Source organism: Campylobacter showae, from assembly GCF_900699785.1.
Taxonomy (GTDB): Bacteria; Campylobacterota; Campylobacteria; order Campylobacterales; family Campylobacteraceae; genus Campylobacter_A; species Campylobacter_A showae_D.
The window spans coordinates 2030500-2050989 of record NZ_LR535679.1 but is presented as its reverse complement, the minus strand read 5'-3'; the positions used below and the strand labels follow the sequence as shown (position 1 = coordinate 2050989).

Annotated in this window: 20 protein-coding genes and 2 rRNA genes; all 22 read right to left on the bottom strand. The window is 46.4% G+C overall.

Annotated elements, in window-relative coordinates; all coding sequences use genetic code 11:
- Nucleotides 1-34: 34 nt before the first annotated feature.
- A complete protein-coding gene (locus tag E4V70_RS10085; RefSeq protein ID WP_122862794.1) occupies nt 35-811 on the bottom strand; it encodes a thiazole synthase in 777 nt (258 codons plus the stop codon).
- A gap of 1 nt (nt 812) precedes the next feature.
- Nucleotides 813-1007, bottom strand: a complete 195-nt coding sequence (gene thiS / locus E4V70_RS10080; RefSeq protein WP_122862793.1) for a sulfur carrier protein ThiS — start codon at nt 1005-1007, stop codon at nt 813-815.
- An 88-nt stretch (nt 1008-1095) separates the two neighbouring features.
- Nucleotides 1096-3327, bottom strand: coding sequence for an MMPL family transporter (locus E4V70_RS10075; protein ID WP_122862792.1), 2232 nt, complete (start codon nt 3325-3327; stop codon nt 1096-1098).
- On the bottom strand, nt 3324-3845 hold the full coding sequence (locus E4V70_RS10070; protein ID WP_122862791.1) for a LolA family protein: 522 nt from the start codon (nt 3843-3845) through the stop codon (nt 3324-3326). The genes E4V70_RS10075 and E4V70_RS10070 overlap by 4 nt, the downstream gene beginning before the upstream one ends.
- Nucleotides 3820-4251, bottom strand: a complete 432-nt coding sequence (locus tag E4V70_RS10065; protein ID WP_122862790.1) for an acyl-CoA thioesterase — start codon at nt 4249-4251, stop codon at nt 3820-3822. Before E4V70_RS10065 ends, E4V70_RS10070 begins: the two co-directional genes overlap by 26 nt.
- Nucleotide 4252: 1 nt before the next feature.
- Entirely contained in the window at nt 4253-5950 is a 1698-nt protein-coding gene (locus E4V70_RS10060) for a glycosyltransferase family 2 protein (protein ID WP_122862789.1), read from the bottom strand.
- Entirely contained in the window at nt 5947-7635 is a 1689-nt protein-coding gene (locus E4V70_RS10055; RefSeq protein ID WP_122862788.1) for an AMP-binding protein, read from the bottom strand. Before E4V70_RS10055 ends, E4V70_RS10060 begins: the two co-directional genes overlap by 4 nt.
- Nucleotides 7625-8161 (bottom strand): COG4648 family protein, encoded by a 537-nt coding sequence (locus E4V70_RS10050; protein WP_122862787.1) that lies wholly within the window; start codon nt 8159-8161, stop codon nt 7625-7627. Before E4V70_RS10050 ends, E4V70_RS10055 begins: the two co-directional genes overlap by 11 nt.
- The gene (locus E4V70_RS10045) at nt 8145-8396 is read right to left on the bottom strand and encodes an acyl carrier protein (RefSeq protein ID WP_122862786.1); all 252 of its coding nucleotides are present in this window, start codon (nt 8394-8396) and stop codon (nt 8145-8147) included. Before E4V70_RS10045 ends, E4V70_RS10050 begins: the two co-directional genes overlap by 17 nt.
- 2 nt (nt 8397-8398) lie before the next feature.
- Nucleotides 8399-8656: a phosphopantetheine-binding protein gene (locus E4V70_RS10040; protein ID WP_122862785.1), complete on the bottom strand. Its 258-nt coding sequence runs from the start codon at nt 8654-8656 to the stop codon at nt 8399-8401.
- Nucleotides 8653-9405 (bottom strand): lysophospholipid acyltransferase family protein, encoded by a 753-nt coding sequence (locus E4V70_RS10035; RefSeq protein ID WP_122862784.1) that lies wholly within the window; start codon nt 9403-9405, stop codon nt 8653-8655. The genes E4V70_RS10040 and E4V70_RS10035 overlap by 4 nt, the downstream gene beginning before the upstream one ends.
- Nucleotides 9383-10063: a beta-ketoacyl synthase chain length factor gene (locus E4V70_RS10030; protein WP_122862783.1), complete on the bottom strand. Its 681-nt coding sequence runs from the start codon at nt 10061-10063 to the stop codon at nt 9383-9385. The genes E4V70_RS10035 and E4V70_RS10030 overlap by 23 nt, the downstream gene beginning before the upstream one ends.
- 16 nt (nt 10064-10079) lie before the next feature.
- A complete protein-coding gene (locus E4V70_RS10025; RefSeq protein WP_122862782.1) occupies nt 10080-10499 on the bottom strand; it encodes an excinuclease ABC subunit A in 420 nt (139 codons plus the stop codon).
- 9 nt (nt 10500-10508) lie between these two features.
- Nucleotides 10509-10961, bottom strand: coding sequence for an excinuclease ATPase subunit (locus tag E4V70_RS10020; RefSeq protein WP_122862781.1), 453 nt, complete (start codon nt 10959-10961; stop codon nt 10509-10511).
- A 16-nt stretch (nt 10962-10977) separates the two neighbouring features.
- Entirely contained in the window at nt 10978-12219 is a 1242-nt protein-coding gene (locus E4V70_RS10015; protein ID WP_122863152.1) for a beta-ketoacyl-ACP synthase, read from the bottom strand.
- Entirely contained in the window at nt 12219-12932 is a 714-nt protein-coding gene (fabG, locus tag E4V70_RS10010; protein WP_122862780.1) for a 3-oxoacyl-ACP reductase FabG, read from the bottom strand. Before fabG ends, E4V70_RS10015 begins: the two co-directional genes overlap by 1 nt.
- A complete protein-coding gene (locus tag E4V70_RS10005) occupies nt 12925-13365 on the bottom strand; it encodes an ApeP family dehydratase (RefSeq protein ID WP_122862779.1) in 441 nt (146 codons plus the stop codon). The genes fabG and E4V70_RS10005 overlap by 8 nt, the downstream gene beginning before the upstream one ends.
- Nucleotides 13362-14528 (bottom strand): beta-ketoacyl synthase N-terminal-like domain-containing protein, encoded by a 1167-nt coding sequence (locus tag E4V70_RS10000; RefSeq protein ID WP_122862778.1) that lies wholly within the window; start codon nt 14526-14528, stop codon nt 13362-13364. The genes E4V70_RS10005 and E4V70_RS10000 overlap by 4 nt, the downstream gene beginning before the upstream one ends.
- Entirely contained in the window at nt 14515-14910 is a 396-nt protein-coding gene (locus E4V70_RS09995; protein WP_122862777.1) for a hypothetical protein, read from the bottom strand. Before E4V70_RS09995 ends, E4V70_RS10000 begins: the two co-directional genes overlap by 14 nt.
- 587 nt (nt 14911-15497) lie before the next feature.
- The gene (locus E4V70_RS11245; protein WP_122862776.1) at nt 15498-16079 is read right to left on the bottom strand and encodes a helix-hairpin-helix domain-containing protein; all 582 of its coding nucleotides are present in this window, start codon (nt 16077-16079) and stop codon (nt 15498-15500) included.
- A gap of 795 nt (nt 16080-16874) precedes the next feature.
- Nucleotides 16875-16993 (bottom strand): 5S ribosomal RNA (gene rrf / locus E4V70_RS09985).
- Between the two features lie 169 nt (nt 16994-17162).
- Nucleotides 17163-20068 (bottom strand): 23S ribosomal RNA (locus tag E4V70_RS09980).
- Nucleotides 20069-20490: the final 422 nt, after the last annotated feature.

The following is a 20490-nucleotide window of genomic DNA, read 5'->3' as shown; positions in this document are numbered from 1 at the left end:
CGCCGTTTTTATATCATCAAATTTAAAGCCGAATTTACTCCAAAAATCCCGTCAGCGGACTCGACGCCCTAGCACTCTCGCTTACATTGCCAAGCCCCGATAGGTACGCCAGCCTGCCCGCCTGTATCGCTAGCGCAAATGCTCGCGCCATCGTTTTTACGTCGCCAGCAGTCGCGATAGCGGTATTTGCCATCACGGCCGCGCAGCCCATCTGCATCGCTTCGCACGCTTGCGCGGGGCTGCCGATACCCGCGTCAACGATCACGGGCAGGTCTATCTCGTCGAGCAAAATTTTGATAAATTCGCGCGTACAAAGGCCTTTGTTCGTCCCGATCGGAGCGCCCAGCGGCATCACGCACGCAGCGCCCGCAGACGCCAGATCGCGCGCGACGTTTAGGTCGGGATACATATAGGGCATCACGACAAAGCCCATGTTTGCGAGCTTTTCGGTCGCTTTTATCGTCTCGTAGTTATCGGGCAGCAGGTATTTGCTGTCTCTGATGACCTCAACCTTGACGAGATCGCCGCAGCCGGCCTCTCGCGCGAGCTTTGCGATACGCACGCACTCATCGGCATTTCGTGCACCAGAGGTATTTGGTAGCAGCGTCACGCCGCGCGGGATAAAGTCCAGGATATTTTCGAGTCCGCCCTCGTTCACGCGCCGAAGCGCTAGCGTCACGATCTGCGCGCCCGCCTCATGCACCGCAGCCTCCAAAAGAGGTAGCGAAAATTTACCCGATCCCAGGATAAAGCGCGAGCTAAATTTATGCCCGCCAAGCTCTAAAATATCGTTTTTTTCGTCATTTTTCATCTCAACCTCCGCCTACAAAATGCACTATCTCGGCCGAGTCGCCGTCTCTTAGCACCGCGTCAAATTTATCTTTGGGCAAGATTTCGCCGTTTAACTCGACTGCGATACGCTCAGGCTTTAGCCCCTTTGCGGCGAGCAGCTGCTCTACGGTTTTGCCGATAAATTCGCCCCCATCTTTGCCGTTTATTTTTAGCATTTTCTTTCCGTATTATTAAATTTAGCGCGCCCGTTCGGGTCAAATTTCGCGCTGCGTAAGCTCGCGATTATACCTCTTTTTGCTAAATTTAAGCCAAATTTTTCATCGCGAGTATGCAGGCGGCAAGCCCATAAAACGCGACGCAAAGGCTAACGGCTAGCCCAAAAACGCTAACTGCTGGCGTCTGGCTAAAACTAAGCGCAAAAAACGATATAAAGCTCGTGACAAACGCGGCAAATATCCCAAACAGGCGCTCCCGTCGCGACAGATCCTCATTTAGCGCAAAGATGAGATAATCGATCCCGACCGCGCTTGCCAAGATAAGCCCGAAAATCGCAAAAATATTTACGTGGACGCCGAGCGCCGTAAAACCGCAAAGCACGGCTAGCACGCCAAGCGCGATGACGCTCATAACCAAAAGCGAGCGCGCCGCCCCGAAAAACACCCACAAAAGCGCAAACGCAAGCAAAAAAGCGCCGCCCTTTAGCACCGCGGCCCAGGCCTTTGCCTCGGTCAAATTTTGATTTAGCGCGCCGACAAAATCGACGCTAAATGCGCCGTTTGCCTTTAAAATTTCATCCGTTTTTACGCCGCCCGCTAGCCCCTCGGCGTATACCACGCTGCTGTTTTTGCTCGGTAAAAATCGCGTCAAATTTTTTGCCGCGTCAAATTCTAAAATCTCGCTAGCACCGATAGTTTCGGCATTTGCGATCTTTTCTAGCTCGGGTTTTACTAGCTCGGCGGATAAGCCAAACCGTGCGTAAATTTTAAAGACCTCCTCGTCCTGCGCGGCTTCTTTAAAGATATTTTTTACATTTTCCTGCTCGGCCAGACTTAGGATAAATTTAGAAACAGAAGCATAGTCTTTGACTAGATTTGCCTGCTTTAGCTCGCGCATCAGCCGCTTTTCGTCGCCGACTTGGTCTTCGGCGCCCGTTAGTACGATGATGGAGTTTTGCGGCGCGGCGCCCGTTATCTCGCTGATCTTTTTAGACTGTTCCAGCAGCTGCGCGGGCGAGCTTGCGTAGTCTTTAATCTGCTCGGGCGCGCTTAGGCTTTTAAAATTTAGCGCCAAAATTCCCGCGCAAAGCGCAAATGCGGCGAGTAAAGTTTTTAAATTTATCGCTCCCGCCGCGCGCTCGCAAAGTCCTGCAAATTTATCAAAAAATCTCGAAAACACGGCGCTTTGCGAAAACGTCGCACCCTCAAATATAAAAGGCAGGCAAAAATAGGTAAATAAAAACGCCCCAAGCAGCGTAAATAGCGAAAATATCGAGGTTTGGCGCAGCAGCTCAAGCGACGAAAAGGCAAAAACGCCGTATCCGCTCATCGTGATGCAAAGCCCGAGCAGGAAAATTTTAAGCATCAGACGCACGCTTGCGGCTGCCACGGGCGCGTTTTGATTTTTACCCAGCCAGTGCAGCGCGAAGTCAAACATCAGCCCGACCAGGCTCGTGCCGATAACCACGACCATGACGCTAAGGCTCTCGTAGATCAAAAGCGAAGCCGCAAGCCCGCACGCAAAGCCGAAAATCGCGACGAAAACGACACAAAAAATGCGCAAATTTTTAAACGCGAGCAGCAAAAAAATCGCGCAAAAACTAAGCGAAACCGCGCTCATAACGGCACTTTCCTTGTCGCCGCCCTTTTTTCCATAGGCTCCGTATAGCGCGCCGCAGCTAGCGTAAGCCTGCACTCCGTCCTGCGCCGCGAGCTCGCGGACGCTTTCATAAAATTTGATCAAATTTCGCGGTTCGTAGCCGGGCTTTAGGCGCGCTTTTACGAGGTAAAATTTCCTACCCTCGTGCGCGGCTTCTAGCATCAAATTTGACAAATTTAGGCTGATTTTTGAGCTCTCGAGGCTCATATGCGAGCTTAAGGCGAAAAAATCATCCTTCGCGTTAAGCGGCTTAAAAGCGAATTGATTAAATAAATTTTGCGCGCTTTGTTTAAAAAACTCGTTTTTATCTTTTACCAAAAGCTCGTAGGTTTGCTCGTTTAAAAGCGCGATTTTTAGGGCGTTTAGCTGAGTTAGATAGGATGTTAAATTTACGTCCTGCTTTGCGCGGTACTCCTCAAAAACTCCGCTTTGCACGGCTAAATTTTCACTTTTTTCTAAAAGCTCAGGCGAATTTGAAGCCAGCAAAAACTCGCTAGAAGCGCTATCAAGCATCGATTTTAGCGCGGTTTGCTCGGTAGAGTTTTCAAAATTTACGAGAGAAAAAATATCCGCGTTTATCTTTTTCGCGTTTGTAAAACAAACGGCGAGCGCGGCTAAAAACGCCGCTAAAAAGATAAAAAAACGCGCGGATTTTTTCATTTTACGTTGTAAAAATCATTTACCGTTTTATCGCCGCTAACCTCGTTTAGCACGATCTTTTTGACGTATTTATCGCCTCCGACCAAAATACGCGTAAAGATTTGTTTTAGCAGCACGTTTTTGGGCGTCAGCTCGATTTTCCAGTTGTTTTTGTCACCTGAGATTTTAAAGATAAATTCCTTCTCAAGCTCGGTTTTATCGAGCTTTATGATAGATAAAAAGAGCTTTTTATCAAAATTTTGATCGATTTTTATGAGCTGGTTGCCGCTTTTTTGAAAGATACCGCGCTCGTTTATGACGATACTCACCGCGATCGGGCTTAACGTATCGTAGAGCAGCTCGCTTTGGCTGAGTTCAAATTTGCCGTAGCTTTTAAACTCCACGTTAAAACCGCTCAAAAACTTCGTCTGCGCGAAATCGCCGCTGATATTTTGCGTTTTGATTTGAGATTTTATCTCGTTAAAATCAAGCCCCATCAGGCTCGCAGCCAAACTAAAAATTATCGCTATTTTTTTCATTTACATACCTTTTTATTGCATTTTGTAACTCTTGCGGGATCTCAAAGCACGTCTGCATCGCGCGCATATCCACGGCCGCCTGCGAGCTCGCGCCCGTGCACAGCGTCTCGCCTGTTTTGGCGCTTTTTACGATGTAGCCGATCCTTAAAAAACACTCGCACTCCTTTAGTGTCGCCTCTACCTCGATCTCATCGCCGAAAAACACGGGCTTAATATATTTTGCTTCGATTTTTACGATCGGATAGGCGTAGCCGTCCGCCCTCATCGCTTCGTAGTCGTAGCCTATCTCCTCTAGCAGCGCGCATCTAGCCGTCTCGAAATACTTCACGTAGTTGCCGTGCCACACGACGTTCATGCTGTCTACGTCGTAAAACTGCGCCTTTAGCGCGACTGATTTTGATATCATCTCATCTCCAAAAATCAAAAAAATTAAACCACTGCACAGGCGTTTGCTTGCAGCGATTTTCCAGCTCGCGGACGTAAATTTGCAGATATTCGCGCGCTGAGGCGGCCTTATCTCGCCCTAGCTTTACGGCGCTTGCTAGCGGTACGAGCTCGATCCTAAATTTACCGCCGATCTTTTGGCACCACAGCGAGCTTATCTTTACGCCTAAAATCCCCGCGATCAAGTACGGACCGTAGTTAAAACTCGTCTCCTTGCCTAGAAATTTCACGCGCGCGGCCTTATCTCCGCCAAGAGGCGTCCTATCGCCCATTATGCCGATATGCTCGCCGCTTTCGACGATATTTTTTAGCTCTAGCATCGCGGCTACGTCTAGCTTATTTACCGCCATCATGCGCACGCTGCCGCCGTTTTTACTGATTTCACGCAGCACTTCGTTAAATTTACGCGAGTTCTCGTCATAAGTCAAAATCACCATCCTAAAGCCCTCGACCCGCGCAGCCAAAGCCTTACAAATTTCGACGTTTCCAAGGTGCGCCGTGAGCAAAATTTGCCCCTTTTGCGCGCCGATTAGTTCGCTTTTTATGCGCTCTAGGTCTATGATCTCTAGCTCGTCATCTTTGATCTTGCCTTTCCAGACTCTAAATTTATCGCAGATAGCGCCGCCAAACGCCTCAAAATGGCTAAAAACGCTCGTTTTTTTTAGCGTCTGCGCGCCTGCGAATTCGCTTAAATTTCGTCTAAACTCGGCGATATTTTCGCGCTCGTTTTTTGAAAATATATAATAAAACCAAACCACGATTTTAACGATAAGCTTTAGCGCGAACTCAGGCAAAATTTGAGACAAAAATAGGCTAAGTCTTAAAAAAAACGCCCCTCCTCTTTCCTGTCTTTTCCACCAGAGATTTTGCTCGGCGCTTTCTTGAGCCTCTACGGAAATTTGAGCGTTTGCCGCGTTTTTTTCGCCAAAATTTAGCCCGCACGCTCGCCAAATTTTACCCAGCGCAAATTTAGGCAATGAAAAAAAGCATTTTGCATGCATGAGGCTGATTAGCGCGTTATCGCGTAGCATCTTAAAGTGCGAAACGCCGCCATTTTCGTAGCGCACGTTCGTATCGATCCAGCGCACGCTAATGCCTTGCCTAACGGCATTTACTAGGATCTCGATGTCAAATTCCATCCTATTTGTTTTGCTTTTTGCCACCGCTTTTTTAAGCTGCTCTAAAGGATAGACGCGAAACCCGCACATAGCGTCTTTGACGCCAAGGCTTAGCGTATTTATCGCGACCCAAAAATTTGTGATCTTCCTGCCGTGGACGCGTGATTTTGGCGCGTCATCGCCGTAGATAGGATTTGCGCAGACGATACTTTGCGGGTGTGCCCGGCTCTGCCTCAAAAACTCGCCGATGAGCGCCGCGTCATGCTGAAAATCGGCGTCGATTTGCAAAACGTGGCTAAAACCGCGCTCCAGTGCAAATTTAAACCCGTCCTTCATCGCGATGCCCTTGCCGCCGTTTTGCGCGCGCGTGAGCAGCAAGATGCCCTCAGTGCGCTCAAGCTCCGCTAAGATTAGCTTGCTCGCCTCATCAGAGCCGTCGTCCACGACGATAACGGGCAGCTCGTATGTTTTTAGTGCGACGATCAGGGCTTTGATATTTTGCGGGTGATTGTAAAAGGGTACTAAAAACGCAAATTTATTCAAAGCGCCGCCCTGCCGACCGAGCACTTTTCGCCGTTACAAAATAGCTCGAAGTAAAGCTTGCCGCCGCGCTTTTCAAAACAAACTAGGAGCAAATCGCCAGGTCTTACAAACTTCATAAATTTTAGATTTTCTACAGCTCTTGCGCCGCTAACGTCGATACCCACCCTGCTAGCTAGCTCAAAGACGTAATCAAGCTGCATAAATCCAGGCAGTAGCGGTAAATTTGGAAAATGGCTCTCGAAAATCTCAAGCCCTGCGTGCATGATAGCGCTAAATTCGTATTTTTGCACCGAGTTTTCCAGCCGCTCGCCGCCCCCCTCAAATTTAGCGCAGACATCGCTTGCATTATCCGCGCCGCAGTTTGGGCCGCTAGCTAAATTTTGGCCGCTTTTATAAATTTGACTGCCGCAAATTTCGCCCGCCTCATTTACGTGCCCGCCGCTCCAGACTGGTTTGGGACTAGCAAATAGCGCGTTTTCAAATTCGCTTTTTTCAAATTTACCCTGCTGATTTCGCGGCATTTTTTCCACGATTTTAAAGTAGCGGACGCTGTTTTTAAACTCAAGCCTCAAAAGCTCTTTTAACTCGTCTGCAACGCCTTTTTTGCCGATTTTTCTAAATTTTTTTAGCCCCTCGCCGTTAAGCTGTAAAAGCGCAGCGATGCGTTTAAATTTCGGATGCGGCGCACAGTAGCAGTCCGCGAGCAGGCCGCTTTCTAGCAGCTTTGCTTCGATACTCTCTAGACTCACGCGCTTATCGTTTAGCTTGACGATGCGATCTATCCTGCCTTGTAGCGCGAGGCGGCCCTCGTCGATGCTAGCCGCGTCGTTAGTCTGAAAAAAGTCGCACCAAGGCGAACTCACGTTTAGCGCGCCCCTACCGTCTAGCCCGGCGTTCACCGCGCTAAACAGCCTAAGTCCGCACCCCTCGTCCCTAGCCACTATGCCCGTTTCCGTGCTGCCGTAGATTTCGATGATCCGCGCATCGCAGATTCGGCCTAGCTCGTCTCTTAGCTCTTTTTTTAGCGGCGAACCCGCGCTTACGATCCCGCTTAGGGCCTTTAGCGCGCTTGCGGCGGGGCTTTGGGTTAGAGTCCTAAGCAACACCGGACTAGCGATAAATACGTGATTTGCGAGATCTAAGCCCAAAATCGCCTCGGGGTAGTTTAGCTCGTCCGCGATGACGCGAGCGCCCAGCACCAGCGGCAAAAAGACCTTAAACGTAAGTCCGAACATATGCCTGTGCGAAACGCTCGAAAAAAAGGTATTTTGGCTACTAAAATTTAGATCAGCGGCTAAATACTCGCTCTCTTTCATCATCTGCGCTAGCGACTTTTCTATCATCTTGCTTTTGCCGCTCGAGCCTGAAGTTTGCAGGTAAAATTTAGCCTGCAGATCAAATTTAAGCCCCTCAGCAAGCTTGCTTGAAAGAAAATTTGAAAAATTTTCATCGTTTACGGCGGTCAAATTTGGCTCATAGATCGGCTTTGCTAGCACGTAAGGAGTCGCGCCCGCTAATAGCGAGCCAAAAAACGCGGCGTAAAATTTAAACGCGTCATCAAGATAAATTTGCAGCTCTTTTATGCCGTTTTTTTCTAAAAACGCGGCAAACCCGAGGCACGCGTCAAAGACGTCGCGCGAGTCGTCAGTAAATCTAAAATTTTTTAAATTTTCTTCAAAGCTCATTATTTTTTACAAATCTCTTTCTAAATAAAATTTCCCCGAAAAATAGCGCTCCCATCAGCGCGTAAGATACCGCGCCGCTATAAACGCTCCAGTAAAGCTTATCCTCCATCAAGGCTAGCGCAAGCGACATGGCGGCGTTAAAAACAAAAAACGCGCACCAAATTTTGGTCAAATTTCGCGTATATATCACGCCTTTTTCATCCAAATCAGGCTCTTTTAGCCTTGCGATTTTGGTGATGACGGCCTCGTTTTTTAGACTAAAAGCAAAAAAGGCAAAAAACGCCAAACTCACCAAAACGGGATAAAGATACGCTAAAAATCCGCCTCTAAAAATCATACATACTATGAAAAAAACGGCCGCTGCGATACTAAGCCTCCTCTCAAAACCGCTTGAAAACGCCCCGCGCGCTATCCATAGCACGGCAAGCGCCCAAACGACCCAAAAGGCAAAATCGCCCGCGAAAAATAGCGCGAACGGATAAAGGATGCTAACTACGCTTAGGGCGATTTTAAGCTTGCTCGTCAAATTTTTTAGCCACCGCGTTTACGATGTCTTCGAGCGTTTTTACGTTTTTAAAATCTTCAGGCATCAATCGGTGGCCAGTTTTGCGCTTGATGTGGTCTATTAGATCGATCGCGTCGATGCTATCTATCTGCAAATCCTCGTAAATGCGCGTTTGCGGCGTGATTTTAGCCTCATCTATCTCAAAAAGCTGCACTAGCGCGGACTTTAAGATCTCAAAAATTTCTTCTTTTTTCATCGTTATTTCCTGTTTTCAAAGATGTATTGCGCGAGGCTTTTTACGCTGTAAAAAATCTCTTTTAAATTTGCGGTTTTAGAATCAAGCACTAGGCCGTAGCTTTTTTGCACCGCAAGGCCAAGCTCGAGCGCATCGACGCTATCGAGTCCTAGCCCTTCGTTAAAAAGCGGCGCGTTTTCGTCGATATCGCTCGGTTTCATATCCTCTAAATTTAAGCTCTTTATGATGAGCTCTTTTATCTCCTCTATTAGTTCGTTCATTGTTTAAACTCCTTCGTATAATTTTCGCTGATAAAAGCGTGCAGCTCTCTGGCCCTGATCGGATTTGGCCTATCCGCGCAAAACCCGTCCAAATTTAGCCTAAAAAGCTCTTTGAACTCGTATTTTATCATAACGCTCGGGGTTTTGTACCAAGGCTCGTGTTTTTTGAGGCTGGGCGGATCCATTTTAATGGCGATGGCGACTAGCTGTTTTGCCGCATTTACCGCGATATAAGCGGCTGCTTTGTGAAATACGATCTCGCCGGCCGTGCGCGTGCCTTCTGGAAATATTATCAAACTCTCGCCGCTTTTTAGTGCATCCGCGCTTTTTTGCAAGAGCTCCTCGTTTACCGTGTTTAGGATATAGCCGCAAGATTTTATCGCGGGAGCTAAGAAAATATTTTTACCAAGGCCCCCTTTTACCACGCAGTTTGCGCGGCGGATGAGCGCTATCAAAAATACGACGTCTAAAAGCGACGGGTGATTTGCGATGATTATCTGCGAAGCGGTGCCAAGCCCCAAAGGAAGGTTAAATTTAGTGCGCTGATAGCCGCAAATTTGCGTAGAAAATATAAAAAATCTCCAAGCCAAACGCACCAGATCGCGGCAAAAATAACGGATAAATTTAAATTTATAAAGTCCAAGAAGCGCGACCGGGATAAAGATCAAATTCCCAAGCGCGCAGATGAGCCCAAATAGCGCAAAATTCGCCCCGACGATAAAAATTTTAAACCCGTGACGAGGGCTCATAATCCCACCGCCAAGCGGAGTTTTTATCCACGCTTTGCCAAGAGCATTTTTGCTTCGGATCGAAATTTTGCAAGAATCTAACGAGCAAATTTTCATCCGTCTTACCGCCAGGTTCACCTTGTGAGAGGCTTAAATTTTCGCCCTCGCTAACTAGCAAACAAACCATACAAGAGGGCGCAAACTCGTCAAAATACTCCTGCGAAATACTCTCGTGATAGGCTAAAACTAGAGCATTTTTGGCTCCGCTTTTTAGCATCAGATGCGCCTGCACCAAAGCGTACTCTAGCGGTGCGTATGCAGAAACGGCCGAGATCTCGCTACAATTTTTAAAATTTATCGCTAGAAGCGAGGAAAGGGCGTTGTGTACCGAGAGCGAAAACGAGGTCGGCGACATGAGTTCGCCGTGAGCTAGCGTATTTTGCAGCTCAAAACAGCGATTTATCTCGCCCTCATAAGAGCTAAAAACGATAGGCATATCAAGCGGCGCGATGTTTTTGGTTAGATCAAAGGCGCATTTTGCCGCACAGCTAAGCCTGCGGCGCTCAAGCGGGGGCACGTGCGAGACGTCAAGCTCCCTCTCGTATGCCGCCAGCTTCGCATCCTGCGCGCCGTTAAAAACTACCGCGTCAAAAAAATCGAGTTTAAATTTTAGCCTCATTCGCCCCTCTCGCCGCCTATTTTGCTATATCGCCTTTTAGCGTTACGCCCGCCATCAAAGCGCCCGCGCCGCACTGAAACTGCGTTTTGGAGTCAAAAGGCTGTTTTTTGTAGTAGCCGGTTAAATTTACCACCCTCGCGCCGCCCTCTTGCACAGCGCGCTCTTGGAAAGTTTTTATCGCCGACAAAAACGCCCACTGGCACGCCTCTTTGTCGCTTTTGTTAAAGGCGTTGGTTTTTTTGTTCGCCATTAGGCCGCTTTTGATGATGCCGCCTTTCGTGCCCGAGCCAAAGCTTAGCTTGATGTTTGGATTTAGCACCTCTTTTGCCTTCGGCGAGTTTAGCGCCTCCTCGATCGAAAAGTGATGCACATCGTCGCGCGCGCTCAAATTTAAGGCCAAGGCGCAAACGCCTGCTAAAACTAGTAATTTTTTCATTTTTTCTCCTTATTTCAAATTTGCTTTCAACGCCACCGCAGTCGCCATATTTCCGACTACGCATTGAAATTTATCCTTGCTGTCTAGTAACTTATCCTTATAGTTTCCTTGTATATTTACGACGCTGCTTTTGCCCGCGTTTTTAGCCGCCGTTTGCAGATCAACCAAGACCTTAACGAATACGTATTCGCAAGACTCATTGTAGTTATCCTCGCGCGGGTCTTTTACTATATCGCCGAAGCTATTTTCCTCTACCGCGCGATATTTGTTGCTGCGCCTTTGCGATTTTACGGGCTCTAACTCCTCGTCCGTCTGTTTAGAAAACTGCAAGCTTATATCTTTTAGTAGATATTTCTTTGCAAATTTAGACTCCAGAGCGCTTGCGATATCGTGCTCGTAAAACTCGTCCTCCGCCGCCGCAAAAGAGCAAATCAAAAGTAAAATAGCCAAAATATGCTTCATATTTTACCTTCAAATTTTAAATTCTTTTAAATATCAGCGAGGTATTTACTCCGCCGAAAGCAAAGTTGTTGCTCATAACAAAATCCGTATCTATCGCTGTTTGCTCGGTTAGATAAAAGAGCGGCGCGCACTCCGGATCGACGCTGGTTAAATTTATCGTCGGGAAAAATCTCTTCTCTCTCATCATCATCACGCTAAATATCGCCTCCAAACCGCCGCATGCTCCCAGCGTATGGCCGAGGTAACTTTTTAGCGAGCTGATAGCGATCTTATCGCCGAAAAGCTCGTTTGTAGCGATACTTTCGGCTATGTCGCCCTGCTTAGTCGCCGTGGCGTGAGCGTTTACGTAGCCGATCTTTTCAGGCGTTAAATTTGCGTCTTTTAGCGCCAAAGCCATCGCGCCTTTCATCGTCGCGCTTTGCGGGCGAGTGACGTGCGAGCCGTCGCAGTTTGAGCCAAAACCTACGACTTCGGCGTAAATTTTAGCTCCGCGTTTTAGGGCGCTCTGCTCGCTCTCTAGCAAAAGTATCCCAGCGCCCTCGCCTAGCACTAGTCCGTCGCGCCCCTCGTCAAAGGGAGCTGGCGAAATTTCGGGCGAACCATTTTTCACGCTAGTGGCATAAAGCATGTCAAACACGTACGCCTCGCTCGGGCAGAGTTCCTCTGCGCCGCCTGCTAACATCATGTCGATCTTACCGCTTTTGATACTCTCGTAGGCGTATCCGATCGCGTGCGAACCGCTCGTGCAGGCCGATGACGTCGGGATTATGCGCCCTTTTAGCGAGTAAAAAAGCGCGATATTTGCCGCCGTGGTGTGAGGCATCATCTTGATGTAGGTGTTGGCGTTACATTCGTTTTCGCCGCGCTCTAGCAGTTTTGCCATCGCGAGTATCGACTCGGTGCTGCCCGTGGACGAACCGCACGCGACCCCTAGTCTGCCGTCCTGCACGCTAGGATCGAGGCTTGCGGCGTCTAAATTTTCGCCTCGCATCAGTCCTGCGTCTCTTAGCGCTAGTCCCGCCGCCTCGACGCTATACATCGAGACTATACCTAAGCTTCTTAGCTGCTTGCGGTCCCACGAGCTAGGGCACTCGTAGCTCTCTATCGGCGCAGCCAGGCGGGTATTTAGATCCTCATATCTATCCCACTGCCGCATATATCTCACGGCGTTTTGGCCAAGCTCAAATTTAGCCCTTATCTCGCCCCAACTCTTGCCAAACGCGCTCACCATACCCATGCCGGTTATAAAAACTCGCATCAGCAAAGCCCTCCGTTTACGCCGATAACCTGCCTAGTTATGTAGGCTGCGCCCTCGCTTAGCAAAAACTCCACCAAAGGCGCGACCTCGTCTGCTTTGCCCGCTCTTTTGGCCGGGATTGCCTTTAAGATCTCCTCCATCGGCAAACCACCGTCCGTCATATCCGTCTCGATGAGCCCCGGAGCGATGCAGTTTACGGTGATATTTCGCGAGGCTAGCTCGGCGGCTAGGGATTTTGCCGCGCCGATGAGACCTGCCTTGCTAGCCGCGTAGTTACTCTGGCCGCGGTTGCCGACGACGCCTGAAACCGAGCTCATCACGACGATACGAGCCGGCTTTTTAGCGCGGATCATAGGCATGAGGGCGGGCTTTAGGACGTTATAAAAGCCGTTTAAATTCGTATCCACGACACTAAACCAATCCTCGTCCTCGATCGCTACGAACGTATTATCGCGCGTGATGCCGGCGTTTAGCACGACTGCGTAATAAGCGCCGTTAGCCTCTATATCGGCTTCGATCGCCGCCCTTGCCGCCTGGGTATCGGCTACGTCAAATTTTAAAGCACTCAAATTTAACTCGTTTTGTAGTTTTAATAGCTGCTCGCTCGCGCTTTTGCCGTGCAGCACGACCTCGTATCCCGCCACCGCCAGCCGTCTAGCCACCGCTTCACCGATGCCGCGACTCGAGCCCGTTATCAGCACTCTTTTACTCATCTAGTATCCTTTTTACGTATTCCTCATCCGGGCTTAGCACGTTTAGCGTCGCACGCGCTCCAAGCTCGCCGTTTACGTAAAGCTCGCAGTCGTAAACGCCAAAACCGCTCGCGTCTTGTATCGAGCAGGCGGCTTCGATGACGACTTCGTCTCCAACCTTTAAAAACGGCTTAAATATCTCAAATTTTCTACTGCCCAACAAAAAACCGAGCCCAAATTTCATCCCTTTTAGCTCGCGCATCTTTGAGTCGTAGATACCCAGCGACTGGGCCATCATCTCGATGGTTTTGTGCATGGCAAATTTGCCGTTTGAGAGAAATTTATTATCCTCTTTTATCACGCTTTTAGTTTTTATGCGTCCATCTTCAAATTTAAGTATCTCGTCGATAAAGACGATCGCCGTACCGTGCGGGAGATAATCTCCAAGGCTCATCTCGCCCTCCCGAACACTATCGCCGCGTTGTCTCCGCCAAATGCAAACGACAGCGACATGGCCGAATTTACAATCGCTCTTTGGCCAAATTTTGCCAAATTTACCCCCTCTATCTCATCATCGTAAACGCCGTCATATACGTGCGGCGGCAGCGCTGTTTCGCCCTTAGCACAAAGCATAACGCAAAGCGCGCTCTCGATGGCTCCTGCGGCTCCTAACGTGTGGCCGATTAGAGGTTTTATGGAGCTGGCAAAAACGCTCGGCATGAGCGAGTGCACGATCTTTGCCTCGATTTTATCGTTTGCCTGCGTGCCCGTGCCGTGTAAATTTATATAATCGACGCTGCTTAAATTTGCCGCCTGCAGCGCCTTTTGCACGCACTTTGTTTGCATATGAGCGCTAAAATCTGGCTGCGTCATATGAAACGCGTCGCAGTTTGAGTGCTCGCCCGCGATAACGACGTTTGAGATTTCATCCCTGCTCGCCACAAAAAATGCCGCACCTTCGCCGATATTTATGCCGTCGCGATTTTTGGAAAACGGATTGGTTTCGCGTGCGCTTAAGATGCCTAGGCTATCAAAGCCGTTTATCGTGAGCGTATTTAGGCTATCCACGCCGCCGCAGATAACGGCGTCGCAGATACCCGACTCCAGCAGTCTTTTTGCCGTTATGATCGCCTTGACGCCCGACGTACAGGCGGTCGAGACGGAAAACGCAACCGAGCTAAGCCCGTAAAAATCGGCGATAAATTCGGACGGATTGGCTAGAGAGTTGCGATTGATGCCAAATTTTGAAGCATCGAAAGACCCCGTCGCGGCAAAATCCTTAAACGTTTCGTAGTTTTCCTCCACGCCGCTAGTAGTCGTACCTACGACTACGCCGACGCGGTTTTTGCCGTATTTTTTGATGGTCTCTCGCACGTCTTTATCTATCTGCAAAAGCGCGCTTAAAACTAGAGCGTTCGTCCGCGTTTGCAGGTGTTTTGGCGTATTTTGACTAAATTTAGCCAGCTGCACGCCGACCTTGCCGAGGATAAAGCTTTTATCCGCCCTAAAGCCTTCGCAGACGCTCAAAAATCTCTTTTCTCCGCATAAATTTGCAAAATTTTCCTCAGCATCGGCTCCGGCTGCGCTGATGACGGCGGGCTTGCTAACGTATATCAAGAGCTCTTACCTTAAAATTTTCGTTATTTGCCGTTATGACGGCCTCTTTTTGATTTGATTTTACGATATTTAGCACTTTAACAAAAAGCTCGTTGTATGTGCTATTTGGCGGTAAAAAGCCGATAGCTTCAAATTCGCCGCTCGGCCTTAAAACTCTCCTAGCCAGCGGAGTGCCCATGGAGTTTATCATCGTAAAATAAAAATCCTCTTTTTCATGCGAAATATAGAGCAAATTTGAGCCGCTTTGCGAAGTCACTTCAAATTCGCGTTTATCGAAATTTACGATCTGCGGAACATCAAATTTAGCCTTCGCCGCACATCCGCCGAGCGCAAATGCCGCCGCAAAAATAGATATAAATTTTAAAACTTTTTTAAAACCCACCCTTTGGTCGCCTTATTAAATTTTGTTTGTTTTAGAATAATGCACAGATTATATCTTTTTAACCTTTAAAAACAACGCAGGGTGCAAAAATCGGCATGCAAGATATTTTTTAATAAAATTTGTCGGACTTTGTTAAAAAATTTAGCAACGAGATTTTGGTTTAAAAATACAACAATGTAAATTTAGTAACCGTATTTTTAAAATTGATGTATTTCAATTGTACACATAGATCATCCGTGTACGGAGAATTAAATTTGGCATTGTCAACTGTGGCACTATATTGTAATTTTCAAAATAACACTATCCAAATATATTATTTTTACAGCTATTAACTATCCATAATAAAGACAACAGCAGTTAGTTTTTAAGTTGCTCGCTGCTAGTAGGCGTTTTTATTTTTTGGCTAACATTTACTAATAATGATTAATGTCAGATATAGCACTTTAATTTTGCATTTATCGTGATTTAATCAATTCTGGAGGGCGTATATAATCAGAAAGAAGGATTGCGTAAATCCTTTCTGATTATTTTAAAAAGGATTTACGCAGTTTAAATTATAGGCTCAAATTTGAGCTGCACAACATAGATTATTCTGATTTTTTCTTTGTAGATTTTTTAGCTTCAACTTCCTTGCCCACATTTTCTTCAACCTTCTTCTTTGAAACTTTTGTCTTAGTCTTAGCCTCATCAATATCTTTTTCTATTTTATCTTCGCCAGATTTTACTTTGCTTTTAATATTTTTAGAAGCCTTTTCATCTATATCGGTTTTAGATTTATCCATATCTTTTGCAGGCGTAGCTATTTTTTCTTCTGCATCTTTTGTTTTTTTAGCGACATCTTTTTTGCTCTGCTTTGCTTTGTCAAGCATATCGCTTTTAGCTTCTTGCGCCTTCTTGGTTGCTTTATCGCTCGAAGGTATTACGCTTGCGCCGCTCGTAGAGATATCGCCTTTTAAATTTTCAAACGTCTTATCGCCGATACCGTTTACGTTTTTTATATCCTCTATACTTTCAAATTTGTTTGTTTTTCTGTATTCAATAATAGCATCGGCTTTTGCTGAACCAATGCCGTTTAAACTCATAAGCTCCTCTTTTGTAGCGGTATTTAAATTTATAGCAGCAAATACCATTGAGGCGCATGCTAACATTGATAACACGAATTTGTTCATTGTTTTTCCTTTTTTAAAAATTTAAGTCCACATTCTACCAAAAAATAATTATAAGATTATTAAGAAATATTATTAATATAAACAATCAACAATAGCTTAAAAGTTTAATAGGGCTTTGAATGTACACTTTTAAGCACTCTGCTTAATTCTTATATCAATTTAGTCTAATGCACTTCACCGCAAATAGTATAAAGTAGCATCAGCTCAGCCGTTTACATAAAATAAACCAATGCTGCTACCACTAAAAAACCCTAACATCCATTTACTCCCCGTACGATAAAGACCTTTAAAAAGTCCTTAAAAGACTTTTTTGCACTTATATGATTTCCTCACTTGCTTTATTGTTATCTTTCTTTTTATACACCTCATTCTGCCCCACTACAAACCCCTTACATACCCGCAAATAAACCACAGAACAGCCCTTCTCCATCCTTTCTTAGCAAATTAAAAGTTTTATTCATTATGCACTAATAACACCTTATTTTTTAGTTCAATCATTCTATAACACCAACTTACCCATTCTAAAAACAGAACAGTCTTACTGCAATTATTAAAAAATAGCATCCAGGCAAAACAACACACTAATCGTTTTCGAGTCAAGCAAACCAACCAACACAACTCCTAAAATTTACCAATTTGCTTCTATATTAAAGAAACAAACCTAGTCCGATAACACTCAGTCTTTCCGACAGTAAATTAAGTGCCCAAAGAACAGACAACATATTACAAGACAAACAAACTAAAGAATACAGAATGCAAAACAAGGGAGTAAATAGTATAAAAGTATAAAAACAAAGCCCGCAACGACCTACTTTCCCGACATCCCAGTAAGGGAGAGTATCATCAGCCAGGACGAGCTTAGCTTCTTGGTTCGAGATGGAGCAAGGCGTTTCCTCGTCTGTATAGTCACGGGCAGTGTTAAAGAAATAAACTATGCTAATTTACTTCTTTAACACTGCTATTTAATTGTTAAAAGCCAAATCTTATTTTAACTAAAACAAGATCTTGATAAGGTATAACTTAGATATTTTATTTCGGATTTCCGAAATAAAATTACCCTTAACAAGGAAGTGATGCTTATTAAAAGATAAGCAGACGAGCTATTAGTACTGGTCAGCTAAAGGACTTTCATCCATTACACACCCAGCCTATCAAACTTATAGTCTATAAGAGCTCTTAAAAGAAGATTCATCTTGGAGTTGGCTTCCTGCTTAGATGCTTTCAGCGGTTATCACATCCCGACATAGCTACCCAGCGCTACCCTTGGCAGGATAACTGGTACACCAGTGGTCGGTTCAACCCGGTCCTCTCGTACTAGGGTCAACTCTCCTCAATCTTCTTGCGCCCACGGCAGATAGGGACCGAACTGTCTCACGACGTTCTGAACCCAGCTCGCGTACCGCTTTAAATGGCGAACAGCCATACCCTTGGGACCTGCTCCAGCCCCAGGATGCGATGAGCCGACATCGAGGTGCCAAACCTCCCCGTCGATGTGAGCTCTTGGGGGAGATCAGCCTGTTATCCCCGGGGTACCTTTTATCCTTTGAGCGATGGCCCTTCCACACAGAACCACCGGATCACTAAGACCGACTTTCGTCCCTGCTTGACGTGTATGTCTCGCAGTTAAGCTGGCTTTTGCCTTTATACTCTGCGAACGATTTCCAACCGTTCTGAGCCAACCTTTGTAAGCCTCCGTTACATTTTGGGAGGCGACCGCCCCAGTCAAACTACCCACCAGACATTGTCCTACTTGAGGATAACTCAAGCTAGTTAGCTATCAGAATAAAAAAGAGTGGTATCTCAACAACGGCTCACCATAAACTGGCGTCTATGGATCAAAGCCTCCCACCTATCCTGCACATTTTTATCCCAATAGCAGTGTCAAGCTGTAGTAAAGGTCCACGGGGTCTTTCCGTCTTGCCGCGGGTAGGAGGAATTTTCACCTCCACTACAATTTCACTGGATCCCTCTTCGAGACAGCTCCCATCTCGTTACGCCATTCATGCAGGTCGATATTTAATCGACAAGGAATTTCGCTACCTTAGGACCGTTATAGTTACGGCCGCCGTTTACTCGGGCTTCGATCAAACGCTTCGCAGAGCTAACGTCATCAATTAACCTTCGAGCACCGGGCAGGCGTCACACCCTATACATCCTCTTACGAGTTAGCAGAGTGCTGTGTTTTTGGTAAACAGTCGGGAGGGACTCTTTGTTGTAACCTTCAATGCTTACGGAGTAAATCCTTCACAAAGTTAGGCACACCTTATACCGAAGATACGGTGCTATTTTGCAGAGTTCCTTGAAGAGAGTTCTTCCACGCGCCTTAGAATACTCATCCCACCCACCTGTGTCGGTTTACGGTACGGGCAACTATAACTAAACTTAGAAACTTTTCTTGGCTCGACAGTATCAGCAATTCGCTATCCATTCCGAAGAACTTCAAACGCCTGTGGGGTCTCGGCTTAAAAAGATCCGGATTTGCCTGGATCTTAACCTACACCTTTCGACTAGCACTACCATCCGCTAGCTTGCTTAACTCTAAGCGTCCTTCCATCGCACATTATAGTTGGCATTGGAATATTAACCAATTTTCCATCGCATACCCCTTTCGGACTTTGCTTAGGACCCGGCTAACCCTACGATGACGAGCATCGCGTAGGAAACCTTGGGTTTACGGCGTTGGGGATTCTCACCCCAATTATCGCTACTCATGCCTGCATGCTCACTTGCATTCGCTCCAGCGCTCCTTACCGGTACACCTTCGACGCTGAATGCAACGCTCTCCTACCACTTAGTAAAACTAAGTCTAAAGCTTCGGTACTCATTTTAGCCCCGTTATATTTTCCGCGCAGAATCACTAGACCAGTGAGCTATTACGCTTTCTTTAAAGGATGGCTGCTTCTAAGCCAACCTCCTGGTTGTTTAAGTAACTCCACATCGTTTTCCACTTAAATGAGATTTAGGGACCTTAGCTGTTAGTCTGGGTTGTTCCCCTCTCGACGACGGATTTTATCACTCGCCGCCTGACTGCCATGATTACACACTAGGTATTCGGAGTTTGATAGGGTTTGGTACATTGGTGTATGCCCTAGCCCATTCAGTGCTCTACCCCCCAGTGTTACTACATGACGCTATACCTAAATATATTTCGGAGAGAACCAGCTATCACGATGTTTGATTGACCTTTCACCCCTATCCACAAGTCATCCCATGGCTTTTCAACGCCAGCGGGTTGGGTCCTCCACCGGCTCTTACACCGGCTTCAACCTGCTCATGGATAGATCACATCGTTTCGGGTCTGCAGCATCTGACTAAACGCCCTATTAAGACTCGCTTTCGCTACGGCTCCGGGTTTCCTTAACCTCGCCAGACACCACAACTCGCAGGCTCATTATGCAAAAGGCAGTCCATCACACGTCATAAAGAATCGTGCTCTGAATGATTGTAAGTAAATGGTTTCAGGTTCTATTTCACTCTGATCACCTCAGTTCTTTTCACCTTTCCCTCACGGTACTTGTGCGCTATCGGTCTAGTAGTAGTATTTAGGGTTGGATCGTGGTCGACCCAGCTTCAGACAGAATATCACGTGTTCCGCCCTACTCAGGATACTGCTAAGTAAAACAAAGCTTTCATATACGGGAGTATCACCCTCTATGCTTAATCTTTCCAGATTATTCTATTAGCTAAGTTTAGTCTATATCGCAGTCCTACAACCCCGTTAGTAAACTAACGGTTTGCCCTCTTACGCGTTCGCTCGCCGCTACTAGCGTAATCTCTTTTGATTTCTTTTCCTGAGGGTACTAAGATGTTTCAATTCCCCTCGTTCGCTCCATAATAGGTAGTTAAGCTCGCGCTTAACTGGGTTGCCCCATTCAGAAATTCCCGGATCAAAGCCCCTTGACGGCTCCCCGAGACTTATCGCAGCCTGGCACGTCTTTCATCGCCTCTACTAGCCAAGGCATCCACCACTTACTCTTAGTAGCTTACCTTTTATTAGTATATAATATATTCTAATTCGCATCACTTCCTTGTTAAAGGTAACTCATAAATTTAAGATTTCATAACGAAGCCTCAAATTTAGATCTATTACGAAATTTAAATCTCTAGCTTTTAAGACGGAAAGCATTGACTAATATCTAGGTAAGTTTTAAATCCTATGATATCTTGTGACGTCAAACTTCTGCATTAAGCAAATAAGCAAGATATTTAAATCTTTAACAAGTCCTGTAAAATTGTTTTATTTATTAAAACTTGATTGTGACTTTTAACAATGATAAACTAAATAACGTTTAGACTTCGCAGACTAGCAAAGCTAGTCTTTGCGACCAAGGGCTAAAGCCCTTTGGAAACCCCTAAAGCACACCGCTTCTTTCGGAAGCGCCGTAAGAATAAAGAGTCTATTTCGACAAAG

What these genes read in the sequence shown, in the direction of transcription:
- fabG (WP_122862780.1), bottom strand. Translation starts at nt 12,932, where the DNA reads ATGAGTAAAAGAGTGCTGATAACGGGCTCGAGTCGCGGCATCGGTGAA.
- E4V70_RS10040 (WP_122862785.1), bottom strand. Translation starts at nt 8,656, where the DNA reads ATGAACGAACTAATAGAGGAGATAAAAGAGCTCATCATAAAGAGCTTA.
- E4V70_RS10005 (WP_122862779.1), bottom strand. Translation starts at nt 13,365, where the DNA reads ATGAGCCTTGGAGATTATCTCCCGCACGGTACGGCGATCGTCTTTATC.
- E4V70_RS10055 (WP_122862788.1), bottom strand. Translation starts at nt 7,635, where the DNA reads ATGAGCTTTGAAGAAAATTTAAAAAATTTTAGATTTACTGACGACTCG.
- E4V70_RS10085 (WP_122862794.1), bottom strand. Translation starts at nt 811, where the DNA reads ATGAAAAATGACGAAAAAAACGATATTTTAGAGCTTGGCGGGCATAAA.
- E4V70_RS10065 (WP_122862790.1), bottom strand. Translation starts at nt 4,251, where the DNA reads ATGATATCAAAATCAGTCGCGCTAAAGGCGCAGTTTTACGACGTAGAC.
- E4V70_RS10030 (WP_122862783.1), bottom strand. Translation starts at nt 10,063, where the DNA reads ATGAGGCTAAAATTTAAACTCGATTTTTTTGACGCGGTAGTTTTTAAC.
- E4V70_RS10035 (WP_122862784.1), bottom strand. Translation starts at nt 9,405, where the DNA reads ATGAGCCCTCGTCACGGGTTTAAAATTTTTATCGTCGGGGCGAATTTT.
- E4V70_RS11245 (WP_122862776.1), bottom strand. Translation starts at nt 16,079, where the DNA reads ATGAACAAATTCGTGTTATCAATGTTAGCATGCGCCTCAATGGTATTT.
- thiS (WP_122862793.1), bottom strand. Translation starts at nt 1,007, where the DNA reads ATGCTAAAAATAAACGGCAAAGATGGGGGCGAATTTATCGGCAAAACC.
- E4V70_RS10025 (WP_122862782.1), bottom strand. Translation starts at nt 10,499, where the DNA reads ATGAAAAAATTACTAGTTTTAGCAGGCGTTTGCGCCTTGGCCTTAAAT.
- E4V70_RS10020 (WP_122862781.1), bottom strand. Translation starts at nt 10,961, where the DNA reads ATGAAGCATATTTTGGCTATTTTACTTTTGATTTGCTCTTTTGCGGCG.
- E4V70_RS10045 (WP_122862786.1), bottom strand. Translation starts at nt 8,396, where the DNA reads ATGAAAAAAGAAGAAATTTTTGAGATCTTAAAGTCCGCGCTAGTGCAG.
- E4V70_RS10075 (WP_122862792.1), bottom strand. Translation starts at nt 3,327, where the DNA reads ATGAAAAAATCCGCGCGTTTTTTTATCTTTTTAGCGGCGTTTTTAGCC.
- E4V70_RS10015 (WP_122863152.1), bottom strand. Translation starts at nt 12,219, where the DNA reads ATGCGAGTTTTTATAACCGGCATGGGTATGGTGAGCGCGTTTGGCAAG.
- E4V70_RS10070 (WP_122862791.1), bottom strand. Translation starts at nt 3,845, where the DNA reads ATGAAAAAAATAGCGATAATTTTTAGTTTGGCTGCGAGCCTGATGGGG.